Annotated in this window: 18 protein-coding genes and 1 pseudogene; 7 read left to right on the top strand and 12 right to left on the bottom strand. The window is 43.2% G+C overall.

The window, feature by feature from the left end:
* Nucleotides 1-445 (top strand): protein-methionine-sulfoxide reductase catalytic subunit MsrP (gene msrP / locus ABZA00_RS09485; protein WP_372881921.1); only part of this gene is annotated, 445 nt, incomplete at its 5' end.
* A 9-nt stretch (nt 446-454) separates the two neighbouring features.
* A complete protein-coding gene (msrQ, locus tag ABZA00_RS09480; protein ID WP_372881920.1) occupies nt 455-1,069 on the top strand; it encodes a protein-methionine-sulfoxide reductase heme-binding subunit MsrQ in 615 nt (204 codons plus the stop codon).
* Nucleotides 1,070-1,151: 82 nt separating this feature from the next.
* Here msrQ and panD read toward each other — a convergent pair whose 3' ends face one another.
* The 7 genes from panD to dksA form a co-directional block, all read right to left on the bottom strand.
* Nucleotides 1,152-1,532 carry an aspartate 1-decarboxylase gene (gene panD, locus ABZA00_RS09475; RefSeq protein ID WP_372881919.1) on the bottom strand — a complete coding sequence of 127 codons (381 nt, stop codon included), beginning with the start codon at nt 1,530-1,532 and terminating at the stop codon, nt 1,152-1,154.
* Nucleotides 1,533-1,705: 173 nt separating this feature from the next.
* Entirely contained in the window at nt 1,706-2,581 is an 876-nt protein-coding gene (gene panC / locus ABZA00_RS09470; RefSeq protein ID WP_372881918.1) for a pantoate--beta-alanine ligase, read from the bottom strand.
* A 20-nt stretch (nt 2,582-2,601) separates the two neighbouring features.
* On the bottom strand, nt 2,602-3,396 hold the full coding sequence (panB, locus tag ABZA00_RS09465) for a 3-methyl-2-oxobutanoate hydroxymethyltransferase (RefSeq protein WP_372881917.1): 795 nt from the start codon (nt 3,394-3,396) through the stop codon (nt 2,602-2,604).
* A gap of 326 nt (nt 3,397-3,722) precedes the next feature.
* Nucleotides 3,723-4,205 (bottom strand): 2-amino-4-hydroxy-6-hydroxymethyldihydropteridine diphosphokinase, encoded by a 483-nt coding sequence (gene folK / locus ABZA00_RS09460; protein WP_372881916.1) that lies wholly within the window; start codon nt 4,203-4,205, stop codon nt 3,723-3,725.
* Nucleotides 4,198-5,562, bottom strand: a complete 1,365-nt coding sequence (gene pcnB, locus ABZA00_RS09455; protein ID WP_372881915.1) for a polynucleotide adenylyltransferase PcnB — start codon at nt 5,560-5,562, stop codon at nt 4,198-4,200. The genes folK and pcnB overlap by 8 nt, the downstream gene beginning before the upstream one ends.
* A 143-nt stretch (nt 5,563-5,705) precedes the next feature.
* Nucleotides 5,706-6,599 carry a tRNA glutamyl-Q(34) synthetase GluQRS gene (gene gluQRS, locus ABZA00_RS09450; RefSeq protein ID WP_372881914.1) on the bottom strand — a complete coding sequence of 298 codons (894 nt, stop codon included), beginning with the start codon at nt 6,597-6,599 and terminating at the stop codon, nt 5,706-5,708.
* A gap of 65 nt (nt 6,600-6,664) precedes the next feature.
* Nucleotides 6,665-7,111: an RNA polymerase-binding protein DksA gene (gene dksA / locus ABZA00_RS09445; RefSeq protein ID WP_372881913.1), complete on the bottom strand. Its 447-nt coding sequence runs from the start codon at nt 7,109-7,111 to the stop codon at nt 6,665-6,667.
* Nucleotides 7,112-7,356: 245 nt separating this feature from the next.
* Between dksA and hrpB the strand changes: the two genes are divergently transcribed.
* From hrpB to rlmF, 5 genes are all read left to right on the top strand, one after another.
* Nucleotides 7,357-9,840, top strand: a complete 2,484-nt coding sequence (hrpB, locus tag ABZA00_RS09440) for an ATP-dependent helicase HrpB (RefSeq protein ID WP_372881912.1) — start codon at nt 7,357-7,359, stop codon at nt 9,838-9,840.
* 15 nt (nt 9,841-9,855) lie between these two features.
* Complete coding sequence (gene mrcB, locus ABZA00_RS09435) at nt 9,856-12,045, top strand: penicillin-binding protein 1B (RefSeq protein ID WP_372881911.1); 2,190 nt, start codon at nt 9,856-9,858, stop codon at nt 12,043-12,045.
* A gap of 310 nt (nt 12,046-12,355) precedes the next feature.
* On the top strand, nt 12,356-12,757 hold the full coding sequence (locus ABZA00_RS09430; protein WP_372881910.1) for a SufE family protein: 402 nt from the start codon (nt 12,356-12,358) through the stop codon (nt 12,755-12,757).
* 4 nt (nt 12,758-12,761) lie between these two features.
* Nucleotides 12,762-13,490 carry a DUF3108 domain-containing protein gene (locus tag ABZA00_RS09425; protein ID WP_372881909.1) on the top strand — a complete coding sequence of 243 codons (729 nt, stop codon included), beginning with the start codon at nt 12,762-12,764 and terminating at the stop codon, nt 13,488-13,490.
* A 32-nt stretch (nt 13,491-13,522) separates the two neighbouring features.
* Complete coding sequence (rlmF, locus tag ABZA00_RS09420; protein ID WP_372881908.1) at nt 13,523-14,479, top strand: 23S rRNA (adenine(1618)-N(6))-methyltransferase RlmF; 957 nt, start codon at nt 13,523-13,525, stop codon at nt 14,477-14,479.
* A gap of 108 nt (nt 14,480-14,587) precedes the next feature.
* Here the strand turns inward: rlmF and phoU are convergent, their stop codons facing one another.
* From phoU to ABZA00_RS09395, 5 genes and pseudogenes are all read right to left on the bottom strand, one after another.
* On the bottom strand, nt 14,588-15,301 hold the full coding sequence (phoU, locus tag ABZA00_RS09415) for a phosphate signaling complex protein PhoU (protein WP_372881907.1): 714 nt from the start codon (nt 15,299-15,301) through the stop codon (nt 14,588-14,590).
* Nucleotides 15,302-15,328: 27 nt separating this feature from the next.
* Entirely contained in the window at nt 15,329-16,156 is an 828-nt protein-coding gene (gene pstB, locus ABZA00_RS09410) for a phosphate ABC transporter ATP-binding protein PstB (protein ID WP_372881906.1), read from the bottom strand.
* A gap of 33 nt (nt 16,157-16,189) precedes the next feature.
* Nucleotides 16,190-17,521 carry a phosphate ABC transporter permease PstA gene (gene pstA / locus ABZA00_RS09405; RefSeq protein ID WP_372881905.1) on the bottom strand — a complete coding sequence of 444 codons (1,332 nt, stop codon included), beginning with the start codon at nt 17,519-17,521 and terminating at the stop codon, nt 16,190-16,192.
* Nucleotides 17,514-18,902, bottom strand: a complete 1,389-nt coding sequence (gene pstC, locus ABZA00_RS09400; protein ID WP_372881904.1) for a phosphate ABC transporter permease subunit PstC — start codon at nt 18,900-18,902, stop codon at nt 17,514-17,516. The genes pstA and pstC overlap by 8 nt, the downstream gene beginning before the upstream one ends.
* A gap of 74 nt (nt 18,903-18,976) precedes the next feature.
* Nucleotides 18,977-19,202, bottom strand: a pseudogene (locus tag ABZA00_RS09395) (phosphate ABC transporter substrate-binding protein); the annotation flags it as partial.

The raw sequence follows: 19,202 nt of genomic DNA, 5'->3' as shown, positions 1-19,202 counted from the left end.
GATGCGCGGGCAAGGCTCCCGGCATATTGGCGGCGGAATTGATTACCCTTATGTGGAAGGGTTACGTCTCGATGAAGCGATGAATCCACTGGCACTGTTATCTGTCGGCTTATACGGTAAGACACTTGCTCCGCAAAATGGTGCGCCAATTCGCTTAGTCGTTCCGTGGAAATATGGTTTCAAAAGCATTAAATCCATTGTCCGAATAACCTTGACGGATCAGGCCCCCATTAATACCTGGCAGAAAATTGCTGCAAATGAGTATGGTTTTTTTGCCAATGTGAATCCGCAGGTGGATCACCCGCGCTGGAGTCAGGCAAGTGAACGCTTTATCGGGGAAGGTAATCTGTTTTCGCAATCCCGTCAGGACACACTGCTGTTTAACGGCTACCAGGAAGAGGTTGCACATTTATATAAGGGCTTAGATTTAAAACGTTATTTTTAAGGAGGCGATTTGAAAGTTTCCAGCACGGATATACTCGCCGCTAAGGCCTTGATTCACCTGGCGGCTTTATTTACATTTTTCTATCTATTGCTTTTGCTGGAGCAGAATGCTTTGGGGGCGGATCCGGTGAAGGAGATGATCCATTTTCTGGGTAAAACGGCTCTTAATTTTCTCTTAATAACACTGTCTATTTCGCCATTAGCGCGACGTTGCAAACAACCTTTATTGATTCAGTTACGCCGTGTGCTTGGTTTGTACTGCTTTTTCTGGGCATCTTTACATCTGCTAGTTTTTATCTGGTTGGAACTGGATTGGCAGCTGCAGTTATTTATGCAAGAGGTCGTTAAACGCCCTTATATGACCCTTGGCGCGCTGACCTGGATAATTTTATTAGCTCTGAGTATCACCTCAATCACCGCTATCCGCAAAAAGATGAAAAGAGCATGGCTGACCCTGCATCGCTTTGTTTACTGGTCTGTTCTGCTGGCTGTGAGCCATTATTACTGGTCCGTAAAATCTGAATTGGTTGAACCCGGGGTTTATTTCCTTATTTGCCTTGTCCTGCTTGCTGAGCGAAAAGATTATTTCAAGTCCCTGTCTGGCAGGTGGTTACAGAAAAATTAGTTTGAGAAGATTGAAGGCAACAAAAAACCGATAATAACTAAGTTATTATCGGTTTTTTGATTTTTGCGGATTAGCGTATTAATCAGGCAACTTGTACCGGTACATCTTTGCTTGTACGTACAATGTTATTTTGCGCATCTAAGTACACTAAACTTGGTTTATGATTGACAATTTCAGCACTAGTTAGGCTTGCATAAGCACAAATAATAACCCGGTCGCCTACTGCGGCCATACGCGCTGCAGCGCCATTTACTGAGATGATTTTTGAACCACGTTCACCTGAAATTGCGTAGGTTGAAAAACGCGCTCCATTTTCAATATTGTAAATTTCAATTTTCTCATATTCGAGAATACCTGACTGGTCCAGGAAATCCTGATCGATGGCACATGAACCTTCATAGTTTAATTCGGCGTGCGTCACTCTCGCTTGGTGAAGTTTGCCAGTAAGCATCGTTTTTTTCATACAAAACCTTTATTTTCTGGATTAGTCATTGCTGTTTTTTTCAACAGTGCGACTATAAAGTAAAACCCTTAATGGTGCAAATGAATACCTAAAGCAAAAGCTCAAGTAATAGCAGCTATTGATAAATATCAAATTTATACCATTATAAAATTAAATTGTTAACTAAAAATAACTTAGCCTTGGATTTCTGTATCCGGACTGTTCAGGCTTATTACTTTATTGTCAATCAAACGTGTATTTCCTAAAAAAGCCGCCATTAAAATAACCGCCTGCTGACTGTGTTCGTTTACCGTCTGCAGGGTTTGTGCATCTACAATGTGGATAGCATCGGTATGAAAACCGGCGTTATCAAGCTCTTTACAGGCATCATCTATCAATATTGATAATTCAGTCTTGTGAGACTGCACATCCAGGGCTAATTGATTCATCACCTTTGCTAAAAAAGGTGCCTGTGCTTTTTCAGAGCTGCTCAGTTTATTATTGCGCGAACTCATGGCCAGACCATTTTTTTCACGCACAGTGGCAACCGGAATAATTTCAATGGGCATGGCTAAATCAGCGACCATCTGTTTAACAATGGCTAACTGCTGAAAATCTTTTTCACCAAAACAGGCATAATCGGGCTGTACCAGATTAAACAGTTTATTCACTATGGTGCTCATTCCGCGAAAATGTCCCGGACGCAGTTCACCCTCTAAACAATCGGATAAAACCGGCACCTCAACATAGCTTTGAGCAGCTAAGCCATTGGGGTAAATGGTTTCTACTTCGGGGGTAAAAACAATATTGACACCTTCGGCTGTCAGTTTTGCACAATCTTCATTAAGCGTTTTAGGGTAATTCTGTAAATCCTGAGCATTGTTAAACTGCATCGGGTTAACAAAAATACTTACCACGACGATGCTCGCTCTTTTCTTCGCTTCCCGAACCAGCGTTAAATGCCCGTCATGCAGATTTCCCATGGTAGGGACAAAAGCAATTTTTTTACCTTTCTGCTTAAGCTCTTTGATCTGTTCGCGTAATTGTATTGGATTTTTAATAATAAGCATCTTTGTCTCAATCACTATACTTAGTAAAAACTGTGTTCAGCAGAAGGAAATTGTCCGCTTTCAACTTGTTCTTTATAAAGATTGACCGCCTGGCGGATATCACCTGTTTCAAGCAGGAAGTTTTTGGAAAATTTGGGGCAAAAACCAGCCGAAATACCAAAGGCATCGTGCATCACTAAGATTTGCCCATCGGTTTCACTGCCCGCGCCAATCCCGATCACCGGAATGTGCAGCGCTTTAGTAACACGTTCTGCAAGGCTTACGGGGACGCATTCCAGGACTAATAACTGGATACCGGCCTCCTGCAGTATTAATGCGTCTTTAATCAGTTCCTCTGCCTGTTTATTCTCGCGGCCCTGCACTTTATAACCGCCAAAAATATTAACTGATTGTGGTGTTAATCCCAGGTGACCGCAGACCGGAATTCCACGCTCGACCAATCCTTTTATGGAATCTGCAAGCCACTTTCCACCTTCCATTTTTACCATATTTGCGCCTGCACGCATTAATATGGCAGCATTTTCATAGGTGCTTTCTAATGTTGCATAACTCATAAAAGGTAAATCTGAGATAACAAAAGAATTTTTGGCGGTACTGACAACGGAGGCTGTATGGTAGCTGATATCATTAACGGTTACCGGCAGAGTTGAATCATGTCCTTGTAACACCATACCAAGGGAATCACCTACTAATAATACCTGGATGCCTGCTTGGTCAAAAATAGCTGCAAAACTCGCATCATATGCGGTCATGCACGTTATTTTTTGATTGTCCTGTTTCATTTTAGCCAGACGGGAAACGCTAACTTTAGCCATGATTGCTCCAAAATTGAAATTATGTTGTTACCTGCCGCATTCATTGTTTGTTATTGTTGCAGCAGAAAAAACGAGATAAAAACTTTAATGACGGTAACTTCTATTCTAATTTAGAAAAAGTTGCCTGTAGCAATTTTGAGCAGCTTGCAATAACCGATGAAGATGTTCAAAATAATTAATCACTACAGGCCCTAATTTAGACCGCCTCAATGAGCCGATTTTAATGCACTCGCTATTATACCCAAAATACCTGAAATTGTGGATGGGGTATCTTTAACTACTTTGAGTATAAGCGATTTGTTATTCTACTGAGGTAGGTTTTTTATTCAACTGCTAATCCGGACCAGGCCATTTTTATTACATTTTTCAGTCAATTGCGATAGCAGCTGGCCATCGGGTAAACGCAGGTCTTCGGCAATCTCCAATAGCGGGTAGAGTACAAATTCACGCTCCTTCATTCCGTAATGCGGAATGGTTAAACGGGAGTTATTGATCACTTCATTGCCGTACAAAATAATATCCAGATCTAAGGTACGCGGGCCCCAACGGTTTTCCTTGCGTACCCGCCCCTGTGCTAACTCAATTTTTTGTAACTCATTGAGCAGATCAATAGCTGTTAACTGCGTATCGATTGCAACCACGGCATTGATATAGTCAGGCTGGTCCTGCGGTCCCATCGGTGCACTGCAGTACAGGGAAGAGCACTTACAAAATACGCTATCAGGTAAGTGCTGCAGGGCTGCAATGGCTAACCTTGCCTGTCCGATCGGGTCCGCCTGATTGCTGCCAACGCCGATATAACTAATCAACGCTCTGTGCCTCTGTTTTTTTACGTTTTTTATGGGCGTACTTACGCTTTTTATAAGGCTTTTTATCTGCAGGTTTTTTATCCGCAGGTTTAAACTCCGTCGCCCTACTGGCATTACGCGTGTAATTGTGTTCCGGTAGTTTATTGTTTGTCTGATACTCCTGCCACCATGCCGTTAACTCAGCAAGTTCTTTGCTTTGTTCCACTTTGGCGCGCAGGGATAAAAAATCAAAGGCTGCACGGAATTTAATATGGTGATAAACACGTTGTGCCCGTTTTCCGCCAAAACGCGGTAAACGCAGCTGTAAAATCCAGATATCGCGGATAGCGGCGGTAAAGCGTTTCGGGATAGCAATGGTTCTTACCTGGATGCTTAACACCTCGTTCATGGCTAATAAAAAAGCATCATGGAATTCCATGCCGCTTTCAAAGCTCATCTCCTGTGCACGCTGCTCAAGCGGATACCAAAGCATAATCGCGTAGATATAAGCAGGAGTCAGACGCTTACCCTGGGCAATTCTCTGATCGGTATCGATCAGGGCCTGCTCAATCAGCTTCGTCGCTTTATCATCTTCGCCATCTTTGAACAGGATAGGGAATAACATCTGTAACAGTTTGTATTCTTTTAATAAGCGGTAGGTCGCTAAACCCTGACCTGAAAGCAGTAATTTGATCACTTCATCAAAATGACGCGCAGCCGGAATATCCTGCAGAAGGGGAGCTAAGCGGCGGATCGGTTCTGCACACTCATCACTGATAGTCAGCCCCAGTTTTGCCGAAAAACGAACCGCGCGTAACATGCGCACCGGATCTTCCCGGTATCGTACTTCAGGATCACCAATTAAGGTCAGCCTGCGCTCCTTAAGATCCGCCATGCCATTGCAAAAATCATAAATGGCAAAGTCAGCTATATCGTAATAAAGTGCATTAACGGTAAAGTCACGGCGTTCTGAATCTTCTTCCAGTGAGCCGTAAACATTGTCACGCAGCAGCATGCCTGCTTGTGACTGATGTACTTTCTGCTTGTCCTGTGCATTATCCTGATCGTGATGTCCGCGGAAAGTGGCGACTTCAATAACTTCGCGACCGAATAAAATATGGGCAAGACGAAAGCGACGGCCAATTAAGCGGCAGTTACGGAATAATGCTTTAACCTCTTCCGGTGTTGCATTTGTGGTGATATCAAAATCTTTAGGTTTTAGCCCAAGCAGTAGATCCCTTACACCACCGCCAACCAGTAGTGCTCTGAATCCGGCATTGTGCAGACGATACAGTACCTTTAATGCATTTTCATCGATGTCTTTACGGGAGATACAATGCTGCTCTCGTGGTATTTTAAAGGTATCTACTGTCGGCATTGCTGCGGTTTTGCTTTTTTTGGTAAACACTTTTTTAACGAATTTACTTAATCGTTTAATAACTCTATCCTCAATAATTGTACTTGAATTGCGTCTACGCAAAATATGCGCCTATTTTATGTGCGCAGGTAATGAAAAACAAATTAATTTTTGATTTGAATTTCAGTTCGTTTGGGCAGCTTCTCCAGCGACCAGTTTTGAATTGCCCAGGCCAGTATGATGGAGCAGCTTGTCTGATGCAGCTGCTGCGGTACAGGATGCCCGAGAAACGCTAATGCGGCTAATAATGTCGGTAGCGGATTATCTTTACTGATTGCCAGTGCATGGTTTTGTTTGGACAGTTTTTTGCCGGGGGCGGTGACTGCAACGGGCAGATGTAAATATGCCGGCGGTTTTTTATTTAACAGCCGATATAAAGTCAGTTGTTTACCCGTGGTATAGAGCAGATCCGCTCCGCGTACCACTTCGGTTATCCCCTGGCTGATATCATCGAGAACCACTGCCAGGTTATAGGCATATAAACCGTCTCTACGTTTGATAATAAAATCTTCTCTTGCCTGAAGAGGGTTTAAACGGATATGGCCCTGCAGAAGATCCTCAAAGTGCTCCACCGCATGGGTTATATCATGTAAATTAATACGCAGAGCATGGTCTTTTTCCGGCAGCTGTTTATCCCGGCAAACTCCCCGGTAAAGACCGCCAGCTTGCTGAATCATTTTACGCGTACAGGCGCAGGCATAACAACGTTGCTGCGCGGACCATTGCGATAACACCTGTTCATAAGAGTGGCTGTTGTTACTCTGATAGATAACTTCACCATCCCAGTGCAGTCCGTAAGCCTGCAGCGTTTGCAGAATATCAGACGCAGCGCCCTGAACTTCGCGGGGGGGATCAATATCTTCAATTCGGACTTGCCACAAGCCCTGTTGCGACCTGGCCTGCAGATAACTGCCTAGCGCCGCGACTAAAGAGCCGAAATGCAGGGATCCGGAAGGTGAGGGGGCAAAACGCCCCCGGTATGGAGTCGCTTCAGACAAAACTAAGCACCTAAACAAAAACGGCTAGCGCAAGGCTAACCGTCTGTTTAACAACAAGGCGAGTGTTAACCAACAATCTGTTTCTCTTTGATTTCTGCCAATGTTTTACAATCAATACATAAATCAGCCGTAGGGCGCGCCTCTAAGCGGCGGATGCCGATTTCTACACCACAGGATTCGCAGTAACCAAATTCATCATCATCAATTTTGTTTAATGTTTTTGAGATCTTCTTGATCAGACGGCGCTCACGGTCACGGGCACGCAGTTCTAAACTGAATTCTTCTTCTTGTGTTGCGCGATCAACCGGATCAGGAAAATTAGCCGCTTCATCTTTCATATGATCTACAGTACGATCAACTTCCTGGCGTAATTGATTGCGCCATGCATTAAGAATTTTGGTAAAATGCTCAAGCTGCGCTTTATTCATGTATTCTTCACCGCTTTTTAATTTATACGGCTCTACTTCGGCAATGGCTAAAATGCCTAATGTTTTTTTTATTTGAGTTGGCATAGATAATTCCTTCAATTGATACACGATTGATTTTGCTGATTGCTGGCACGAATACAGTGGCAAAATGATAATAAAGTTATAGAAAAATTACGTTTAAATGGTGCCTTTTATTTTTGGCGGGTATCTATAGCAGTTAAATTATAATCAGTCAATTAACCTTTGTCGATTTAAACGGCTTTTATTTTAATTTTTATAAAAGTGTATAGCATTGCACATAGTTACTTTTTTATTGTTTGGAGAGTTATTTGTCTTCTTTACCTATTGAACCTGCCATTAAAGAGTTGCAGTCAAGTTTATTGCGCTTTTCTCAAGTTGTCTTACAGGCGCCCCCCGGAGCGGGTAAATCTACCTTTCTGCCTTTAACCATGATCAAAGAAAATTGGTTTTCAGGTAAGATTTTACTGTTGGAGCCGCGCCGCCTGGCGGCTAAAAATATCGCTTGTCACCTGTCTGCTTTATTGAATGAGCCGGTGGGGGGAAAGGTGGGTTACCGTATGCGTGGCGAAAGTAAAATAAGTAAAAACACTCGGCTTGAGATAGTCACCGAGGGGGTGTTAACCAGGATCCTGCAGCAGGATCCTGAGCTGACCGGTATCGATCTGATTATTTTTGATGAGTTCCATGAGCGAAATTTACATGCCGACTTAGGCTTGGCATTTGCCCTGGATGTGCAGGCTGGCTTACGTGAAGATTTAAAACTGTTGATCATGTCAGCAACTTTGGATAACAGCGAATTAACAGCAGCCCTGCCTAAGGCAAAATTTATCACTCTGGAAGGACGCTCTTTTCCTATTGATTACATATATCAAAGCCGCACAACATCGCAAAGGGTAACGGATGGGGTAGTCGCTCTGGTTAAACGTGCTTATCTGGAAAAAACCGGCAATATACTGGTGTTTGTTGCCGGTATAAAAGAGATCAAACAATGTGAATCGTTACTAAAAGATTATTTTTCAGGTAACAATGATAAGGTCTTAATTGCATCATTATACGGGGCGTTAAGCTTAAATGAGCAGCAGAAAGCGATACAAAACTGTGCCACCGGACAACGAAAAATAGTGATTGCCACTAACATCGCTGAAACCAGTTTGACCATTGAGGGGATCACTGTGGTAGTTGATTCCGGATTTGAACGTTGTCTCTCTTTTCAAGCTCAATCCGGTGTCGGTAAGCTGCAGACACAAAGCATCAGTGAAGCCAATGCGACGCAAAGAGCCGGGCGGGCGGGACGTTTGTCTCACGGCACCTGTTATCGTTTATGGTCGCAGGAGAAACGCCTGGCAAAGCAGGCAAAGCCGGAAATAGAACGTACTGATCTGACTGCGCTGGTGTTGGAAATGCTTAACTGGGGGGTGAGCGATCCACAGGCCTTAACATTTATCACTCAGCCGCCCAAGCGGCAGATCCACACCGCCATGGAATTATTAAAAACAATGCGGGCGGTCGATGCGCAGGGGCGTTGCAGCAATCATGGTCAGGCGATTTTACAACTGGGCGTCAGTCCGCGTTTAGGGCATCTTATTTTAACAGCACAACTGTGGCAGGAAGAGCATCAGATTGAGCATTTACTCGAGCTTGCCTGTCTGCTGGTTGCTTTACTGGAAAGCAATGAGCGGGGCGCTGATGATTTAGAGATCTGTTTAAATAAACCTTCCCCTAAGACGCTGCAGCACCAGCAGTTATTATTAAAAAAAATGGCAATTAAGCGAAGCGGCGGGATCTTACCTGTACAGCACTGCGGTTTGTTATTGGCTGTCGCATTTCCGGATCGTATTGCCAAAGTACGCGATATGAATGCCGGGAAGTACCTGTTAAGCAATGGCATCGGTGCGTCATTACCCCACGGCTCATCCCTGCTGGGAAAAAACATGCTCGTGGTAGCTGATTTGGCGCTTTCAGATTTAACTTCCAACAGTCTTATTTATAAAGCCTGCGCAGTGTCTGTAGAGATGTTACAGTCTTTTTTGCCGGAATACTTCAGCCGCCGGGAATACCTCTGCTGGCAATTGCAAAGTAAAAAGTTAGTAGCGGAAAAGCGTCTTTATCTGGGTAAGTTGTTAATCAACAAGCAGCCGTTAACTGCTATAAGCAATGAACAGAAACAACAGGCGGTGTTAACCGGGCTGCAGCAGGCGGGATTATCTGTCTTAACCTGGAGTGATGAAAATACACAGTTATTAGTCCGTCTGCAGTATGCCTTCACCCAGCTCAAGGCACATAAAGTTGAGCTGGATTTTCCTGATTTTTCAGAAACAGCCTTATTACAAGAGTTATCGTCGTGGTTAGCCCCTTATTTAAATGGCGTGAGTAAGCCGGAGCAGCTGAAACGCTTAGATATAAAAGGCGCATTACTGTCGCGTTTGTCCTGGGATGTGCAGCAGCAATTTAATAAGCTGTTTCCGACACATATTACAGTGCCCAGCGGATCGAACATAAAACTGCTTTATCGCGAAAATGAAATACCGGTGCTGTCCGTGAGAATGCAGGAATTATTTGGTCAAGCGCATACTCCACGCATTTTTAATGATCTTATTAAGGTACAATTGGCATTGTTATCGCCGGCTATGAGGCCGCTGCAGCTGACTCAGGATTTAAATACTTTCTGGCAGGGGGCTTATGTGCAGGTGAAAAAAGAGATGCGTGGAAGATATCCGAAACATTATTGGCCGGACAATCCGCTTGAAGCAGTCGCGACAAAACGCACTAAAAAACAGATAAAAATAAAATAATAAGTTGGAAATAGGATGCCGAAAACTAACAAAACAGCTAAACCTGCTGCAAAAAAAAGGGCTGTTGTAAAAACCAAGCCTGCGCCAGAAAGCAAACCAAAGACAAACAACGGCACAAATAATAACACTTTTAAACAATCCCTGTTGCGTGCTGTGTGGTCTTTCTTTCTCAAAGGCGCATGTGCTTTTATTGCCCTGATGTTTATCGCCGGCATCTATTTTGACAGAAAAATTGAGCGTAAACTGGACGGATCAACCTGGACATTACCGGCACAGGTTTATGCCCGGCCTTTAATCTTAAAAAATAATAGCGGTTTATCAAAACAGGCTTTAATCACCGAGCTTAAGTTATTAAATTATCGCCCGGTCGAAAATGTGCAGGCAAGCGGGCAGTTTGCAGTAAACGATCGGCAGGTGGTTATCTATAAACGGGCTTTTAATTTTCCGGATAAATATGAAAGTGCAGAGAAGATTGTCGTTAATTTTTCCGCTGAGCAGTTAACCTCAATAGCGAGCAGCGAAGAGAGTAATATCGGCTCGGTGCGCTTAGATCCTCTACTCCTGGAACGCCTGCGCTCGGACAACGTGGAAGATCGTGTTTTTATTCCTTTTGAACAGATTCCGGACCTGTTTATTAATACCCTGTTATTAATGGAGGATCGTAACTTTTATCATCACCAGGGAATTTCCCCCCTTGCGATTATACGCGCATTTATTGTTAATTTTAAAGCGGGACAAACCTTACAAGGTGGCAGCACGCTTACCCAACAGTTAGCCAAAAATCTTTTTTTAAGCCAGGAGCGCAGCTTATGGCGTAAATTTCAGGAAGCCTATATTGCTGTGCTAATCGATTATAAATACAGTAAAGACAAAATTTTAGAAGCTTATGTCAATGAGGTTTATCTGGCACAAAATGGTAACACCGGCATCTATGGGATTGAGCTGGCCAGTGATTATTATTTTGCCCGTCCTATCAATGAATTACGTATTGAACAAATTGCCTTGCTGGTGGCTATTATTAAAGGTCCTTCCTATTATAACCCTTACCGCAATCCGCGGCGTGCACTGGCACGCCGGGATTTGGTGCTGCGCAAGATGCTTGAAAATCACCTTATTAATAGTCGTGATTATCAATATGCTGTTCGGGGGGAGCTTAATTTAAGTGCGCGGGAGGAGTTAAATCAGCGTGCTAATCCGGCTTTTGTCAGTTTGCTACATAGAGAGCTACAAACTAAAGTCGCCAAAAATGTACGTAAAAGTAACGGCCTGGTTATTTTCACTTCGATCGATCCTTTTGTGCAAAAAAATGCAGAGTTAGCCGTTGCGCAAGGGGTAAACCGTCTGGAAAAGAAAGGCCGTTCAGGCCTGCAGGGGGCAATGGTCGTCAGTGATCGCGAGTTTGCGGAAGTACTGGCTTTAGTCGCAGGTAAAGATGTCAAATTTAGTGGCTTTAATCGCGCCCTGGATGCGAAACGGCCGATTGGCTCTCTGGTTAAGCCGGTTGTCTATTTAACTGCTCTAGATGCCGGATTTGATCTCTCTGACCGGCTCAGTGATAACGAAATTGTCCTGAAAAACAGCTCGGGTCAACGTTGGCGTCCCAAAAATTATGATCGTCAATTCCGCGGTGAAGTGAGCCTGGAAGATGCACTGGTTTACTCTTTAAATATTCCTACGGTTAATCTGGGCATGCAGGTCGGTCTTAATAAAGTCATTAACAGCTTATATCAAATGGGGGTTAGAGAAAACATTAAAGCTTACCCCTCCTTGGTTTTAGGCAGTGTCGCACTTTCTCCTTTGCAGGTCGCGCAGATGTACCAGCCAATTACCATGTCAGGCATATACCGGCCATTAACAATGATCCGCTCGATCACTTCCCCGGACGGCCAGTTGTTATATCAACGGTCAATGCATCAAGATAAAATCTTTTCAGAAGAGGCGGTTTTAAAATTAACAAATACACTGCATAAAGTGACCACCGAAGGGACTGCCCGCAGTTTAACCTGGCGCAATAAAGGGCAGTACTTTTCTGGAAAAACCGGGACAACCAATAATCTTAATGATAGCTGGTTTGTTGGCTTCGATATCGAGCAGGTGGTTACTACCTGGGTCGGCAGGGATGATAATAAAAGTTCACAGCTGACCGGCAGTAGCGGTGCATTGGTTTTGTTTTCCGATTATATGAAGCATAAAAAAGGTTATTGAGTTTATACTCAAGCGACCTTAAGATGCAAAAATGGGCAAAGGCAAGAACCATTATCATTATGCTTTGTCTTAGTCTTAGTCTATGTCTGAATTAGAGACTGTTGATCTTTCGAGCACAAACTTTTTTCAATCTGAAAGCGTTCTGCGCGAGGAGCGAAGCATCGTTATTCTATGTAAACGACGAGTCGCGTAGCGCCGGCTCTGCCTTTATAAAACATGAATAAATTGCTGAAAAAATGCACGCGACAGGTCAACAGACCCTGATATATTTAAGTAGGATGGGTATACAGTAAATGAAAGGTAAGTATTAATGGTAGCGTCTTTACAGACAACAGAGCAGTTATTAAATGAGTTCCAGAAAAATAAAAGCTGGGATAAACAGTATAAATTGATCATCCAGTTGGGCAAAAAGCTCCCGGAAATGGATGCGAAAGATAAAATTGAAACTAATCTGGTACAGGGGTGTGAGAGCCTAGCCTGGCTGGTTATTAATAAAGAGGGGGATCTTTATAACTTTAAAATGGACAGTGATACGCGGGTGGTCAAAGGGTTAATGATGATTTTGTTGATTATTTACCAGGGGAAAAACGCAGAGCAGATCCGGAATTTTGATATTCAGGATTATTTTACACAACTTGGTTTGCTGAACCATTTAAGCCCGTCCCGCAGCAATGGCTTATCTGCGATTATAGAACAAATACAGAGAGGATAGTTTGTTGAAAATAAATAAGTATTTATCTTTTTTACTGGCACCTTTACTATTCGCAGTAAGCTGCTCAGGTTTTGCTCTGGAGACTGACTCTGCATCTGAAACTCAGCAGACTTATGTTTACGATGTGTATTACAAAAAAGTATCCATCGGAAAAATGATCCGCGAACTGCAGATAAAAAAACACAATATTAAGGTCAATACGATTGCCGATTTATCTTTTTTACTGATGGATTTTGGCGGCAGTCAGGTTTCGGATATCTATTGGGATGAAAAAGCTCAGCTTTATTTCAGTAAGCGCTTTTTACGTAACAGCAGCGGTTTTAGCAGCGTCAGTATGGCCGCTCAATTTGATAATAATGGCCATAATACCCGCATTGTTAATAATGGTGTGACAACTAATTTCAGCAACCCGGAACAAAATATTGTTGATTTTAATGCCATTCCGTTGCAAATCAGCAAAGGTTTAAAAAAGGGCCAGACTGACTTTGAATTCTTTATGCAGACCTCTGATTCTATCGCGCACTATTTCTTTAAAGTCGACGGAAAAGAGGTGATTGACACAAAGTTCGGGAAATTCGACAGTTACCGGGTTGAGCAGATCAAAAAAAATGATCGTACCTTTATTGCCTGGTTTGCCACCGAACTGGATCATCAAATGGTGAAATTTATCTATAAAAGAAACCTTTTAGATATTCGCGGTGAGTTGCATGAATACTCTAATACGAGTTTATAAGCTGCCCGCAGAGCTTATTTTGGATAAATTGAATGACCAATAATAAAACAGTAACAAAAACACTATTACACCCGCAAAACTTACACAGAGGCAATTATGATTTTGAGCTGTTGGGTAAAGATAATGCGCCCTTAAGGGCATTGTTAACAACCAATCCTAAGGGGGAACTGACCCTTGATTTCAGCGAGCCGCAAGCCGTGTTGCTGCTAAATCAAGCTCTGCTTAAACACTATTATCAGGTTGATTTCTGGCAGATACCCGTTGGGTATTTATGTCCCCCTATTCCCGGGCGTGTTGATTATATTCATTATCTTGCGGATCTGTTAGCGCAAACCGGCAATGCAACAATCCCTGAGGGTAAGCAGGTTAAGGTGCTTGATATCGGCACCGGGGCGAACTGTATTTACCCTATTTTAGGCAGCCGAAGTTATGGCTGGTCTTTTGTGGGAACGGATATTGACCCGTTATCGGTAAAAATGGCGCAGCTGATTGTAAAATCCAACAGCAATCTAAAACCTTTCATTAAAGTAGAGCGGCAAAAGAATCCGCAGGATATTTTTGCCGGAATAATTAAAGCGAAAGATAAATTCACCCTGACCATGTGTAATCCGCCGTTTCATTCTTCTATGGAAAAGGCATTCGCCGGCACTGCGCGTAAAATTAAAAATCTTAACAAAGATCGAGACCAACAAAGTGTCACACTGAATTTTGCCGGACAGGAAAATGAGCTGTGCTGCACCGGCGGGGAGATCGCCTTTTTGAAAAAGATGGTTGCAGAAAGTAAAGTTTATGCCCAGCAGGTATGCTGGTTCAGCAGCCTGGTATCAAAATCGGAAAATGTTGCTCCCTTAAAAAAACTGCTTCAACAACTTGGCGCCGTGCATGTAAAGGTAATTAAAATGGCGCAAGGGCAGAAAATAAGCCGTTTTATTGCCTGGAGTTTCTTAGAAAAACCTCAGGATTTCTTAGATTTTCAGGTAGGTAGATAATAAATTTGTGTTGTTTACTGCAGTAATTTATGACCCTCTGCTTCCGAACGGTGGCAAGCAGAGGGGGGATAAATCAGGGGGGATCAATAAAATCAGTTGATTTTATTGTTATTCGATTCTCTGCTTTATTTTATTAAGACTGGTATGTCGTACATCTTTTCCTTTCACTAAAAAAACCAGGTATTCGCATACGTTGGTAGTATGATCCCCGATACGTTCCAGTGCTCTGGCACACCAGGAAATACGCAGCGTATTTTTTATCTCGCGCGGGTCTTCCATCATTTTGGTAATTAATAAGCGCGTGATATTATCAAACTCTTCATCGGTCTCCTGATCCTGTTCGATAACTTTAAGCGCATGCTCAACATCAAAGTTTGCATAGGCTTTAATTGCCTCCTGCAGATTTTCGATGACCAGTTCGCCTAAATGCTTCAGCTCATTCGGTTGGCGAAGCGTGTTTTCAGATTGGATTATTTTTAATGCGTTACGGCTTAATTTTACCGCCTCGTCGCCTATACGCTCTATATCCGTAATGGTTTTAATAACGCAGATAACTAAACGCAGATCGCTTGCTGCCGGTTGTCTTGTGGCAAGAATATTGGTGCAAACTTCATCTATTTTTATTTCCAGCTGATTGACTTTTTTGTCATGTGCAATAACTTGCTCAGCAAGTTCCTTATCCAGTTTTAACAAACTGGTTAAGCCGTCCCGGACCTGTCCAAGGACCATGTCGCCCATTTTAATCAATAACAGGCGGACCTCTTCAAGTTCATCATTGTAGCTTTTAGAGATATGTTTGGTGATATTTAAATCTGATTTCATATTAAGGCTCCAGTGTGTGTTTTGTGTTTAACCAAAACGACCTGTTATATAGTTTTCAGTCAGTTTATGTGCAGGGTTGGTAAAAATTTGATCGGTTAAGCCTACTTCAACTAAATTACCCATATGGAAATAAGCCGTTGTTTGGGATATACGCGCCGCCTGCTGCATGGAATGGGTGACGATCGCAATAGTATATTTTTCTTTCAGTTCATCAATCAGCTCTTCAATCACCGCTGTCGCGATAGGATCCAGTGCCGAAGCAGGTTCATCCATTAAAATCACTTCCGGGCTAACCGCAATCGTTCTGGCAATACACAAACGCTGCTGCTGGCCACCTGACAAACCGGTGCCGGATGCATTTAAGCGGTCTTTCACTTCTTCAAACAACCCGGCTCTTTGTAAACTGGTAACAACAATCTCCTCCAGGTCATCTTTGTGAGTTGCCAGACCGTGAATTTTCGGACCGTAGGCGACATTATCAAAAATAGATTTTGGAAAGGGGTTCGGTTTTTGAAATACCATGCCGACACGTGCACGTAATAATACCGGATCCATTTTTTTATGATAAATATCATCACCATCAAGTAATAAACTGCCTTCCACCCGACAGATATCAATAGTGTCATTCATGCGGTTTAAACAGCGTAAAAAAGTTGATTTGCCACAACCGGAAGGACCGATCAGCGCTGTAACCTGGTTGCGAGCCAAATCTAAGCTGACGTTTTTAATTGCCTGTTTGTCGCTATAGAATACATTGACGTTACGCATTGACATTTTAGCGTCGTCAGCAAAAACATTGCCGACGGTTTTTTCAGTATCCAAGTTATCTGTTATTGAACCAGTTGATTTATTCATTATTCACCCGTATCTAATAATTAAAAACAGCCATTATCGGCCCAATTTCTCAAACTTTTTACGCAATAAGGTTGCTGAAAAGTTCATCACAAATAAAAACACCAATAGCACTAATATTGCAGCAGAGGTCTTAGCTAAAAAAGCATTTTCAGGGCTATCTGCCCATAAAAATATCTGTACCGGCATGACCGTTGAAGGATCAAGGATCCCGCCTGGAACATCGACAATAAAGGCGATCATGCCAATCATTAATAACGGAGCCGTTTCACCGAGCGCCTGTGCCAATCCGATAATGGTACCGGTTAATATACCCGGCATGGCAACCGGCAGAACATGGCCTAAAGCAACCTGCATTTCTGATGCCCCGATACCTATTGCGGCTTCACGCAGCGAGTTGGGTACTGCTTTGATAGATGCCCGGCTGGCAATAATAATTGTCGGCAGGGTCATCAAACTAAGTACAATACCGCCTATCAGTGGTACCGAACGTGGTAAGCCAAATACATTAATCAGTACCGCTAAGCCCAGTAGACCAAAAACAATCGATGGTACGGCTGCAAGGTTGTTAATGTTAACCTCGATAATATCTGTCCAGCGATTTTTGGGCGCAAACTCTTCTAAATAGATTGCAGCGGCAACACCGATCGGGAAAGAGATCATCAAGGTCACAAACATAGTTAATAAAGTACCGGTAAGTGCCCCTTTTATTCCCGCCAGTTCAGGTTCACGGGAATCACCATTGGTAAAAAACAGGGTATTAAAACGGCTTTCAATCTGACCATTTTGATAAAGCTTATCCAGCCAAAGCGCCTGCTTGTCATTGATCCGTCCGCCTGCTTTTCCAGGCGTATACTGGCTCTTATAATAAGTATCGACATCATCATCGGCTAATACCCAGATCGACACTGTCTGCCCTAATAAAGCGGGCTCAGCGAGAACTTGATCTCTTATGCTGAACTCATTATTGGAGCTAAATAATTTTAACAGATCACGTTTATCTCTGCGCCCTGACACTTCCGGGAACATTTCGTACAGAGAGTTTTTTAGCACACTGCGATAATCACCCGCGTATAGCGTTTCCTGATCGGCGTCAGACGAGTCAATGGATAGCCACTGGGTATTATATTGCAGTTCAATTTTTATCCAGTGCTGGTGAAAAGCAGGCATCGCTTTACTACCAATATCAAGCAGTAATATCGATACCATCAAAAAACCGAAAGCGATAGCCATTTTACCTGCGAAACGGAATCTATTTTCTTTGCGGTGACGCTTTTTAAGACTCTGTGCAATTATTTCAGTATTACTTTGCTTGCCTGAATCACTCATAACATCTTGTACCTTGTCTTGTTGTGTTAGCTTATTCATATTGCTCCCGATACTTTCTGACCACTTTTAAAGCGATAATGTTAAGTGCTAATGTAGTGACAAATAGCATTAATCCTAAAGCGAATGCGGCTAATGTTTTCGGACTGTCGAACTCCTGATCGCCGGTTAATAATGTCACGATTTGTACTGTTACCGTGGTAACAGAGTTTAACGGGTTAGCGGTTAAATTAGCGGCCATGCCGGCAGCCATTACTACGATCATGGTTTCACCAACGGCGCGCGAAATTGCTAATAACATAGCGCCGACTATGCCGGGTAGGGCTGCGGGCAAAAGTACTTTTTTGATGGTCTCAGATTCGGTGGCACCCATTCCTAATGACCCCTCCTTCAGGGCAACGGGAACAGCATTGATGGCATCGTCTGACAGTGATGAAACAAACGGAATAATCATAATGCCCATGACCACACCCGCTGCCAGTGCACTTTCCGACGCCACGGTTAAACCCAGCGCCTGCCCGATATCACGAATGAAAGGAGCAACCGTTAATGCGGCGAAAAAACCGTAAACTACGGTTGGGATCCCCGCCAATATCTCCAGCATGGGCTTAGCGTAGGTGCGCAGAGTGGGGCTGGCGTATTGGGATAAATAAATGGCGGTCATCAGGCCGACCGGAGCAGCAATTAACATCGCGATGACTGTTATCAGCAGCGTACCGGCAAACAGGGGAACTGCGCCAAAGGCTCCGGAGGAGGCAACCTGATCACTGCGCATGGCTATTTGCGGGCTCCATTTAGTGCCGAATAAAAAATCCAGCGATGAAACGGATTTAAAAAACTGCAGTGATTCAAACAATACCGACATTATAATACCCAGAGTGGTAAAAATGGCGACAATTGAACAGCTTAAAAATAGAAATTTAATAATCCGCTCGGAAATAACGCGGGCAGAGAAATCCACATTAAAACGGCTGACAACGATTATCACGCCTGCCAATGCGGCGATTAATATTAACGCGGTTTTTAAGTAACTGGCTTTTTGGGTTACCTGCTGTAAATATAAGGCGACCTGCAGGTTTGTATCCTTACCTGCAAGCTCATTAATCTGTGTTTCTGCCAGTAAACGGATGTCATTAAAGTACAAGCCGAGATCGGCACTAGACAATTCTTGCACTGCAGCAGGGAGCTGGCTGACCACAAGTGATTCAACCACAATAGGCTCAAATATCATCCACAGCAGTAATAACAAGAGTGCGGGTAATCCGCAGCAAAAAGCGGTTAATAAACCAAACTGCTGCGGCAATGAGCGCATACGCTTAATTTCTGTTGTACCACCTGCAACTTTTATCGAACGTTGCATACCATACCAATAACTGAACAGTGTCAGTAGCGCTATTATAAATATCAATGTGCTTGCGGTCATATTAGCCCTTAAAAAGTTAAAGGGCAGCCTCTGATTAAGGCTACCCTGTTGCGTGTTTTTGAATGAAAATTAGTTTACAGAGCCAGTTTTTCCAGTGCTAGCACGCTTTTACGTGTTTGTATCATCTCAACAGATGGTAGTGGAATTAACCCTTTATCTGCTAAGTAACCATCTTCGCCCATTGCTGACTCGCTGGTAAATTCTTCTAAAAACTCCATGATCCCGGGTACGTTATCTACGTGAGAGTTTTTAACATAAAAATAAAGCGGGCGGGATACCGAGTAGCTGCCATCAGCAATT

Source organism: Psychromonas sp. (assembly GCF_041586535.1).
In the GTDB taxonomy this organism is placed as follows: domain Bacteria; phylum Pseudomonadota; class Gammaproteobacteria; order Enterobacterales; family Psychromonadaceae; genus Psychromonas.
Note: the sequence above shows the minus strand (reverse complement) of the source record. Positions and strands in the feature narration are given on the sequence as shown.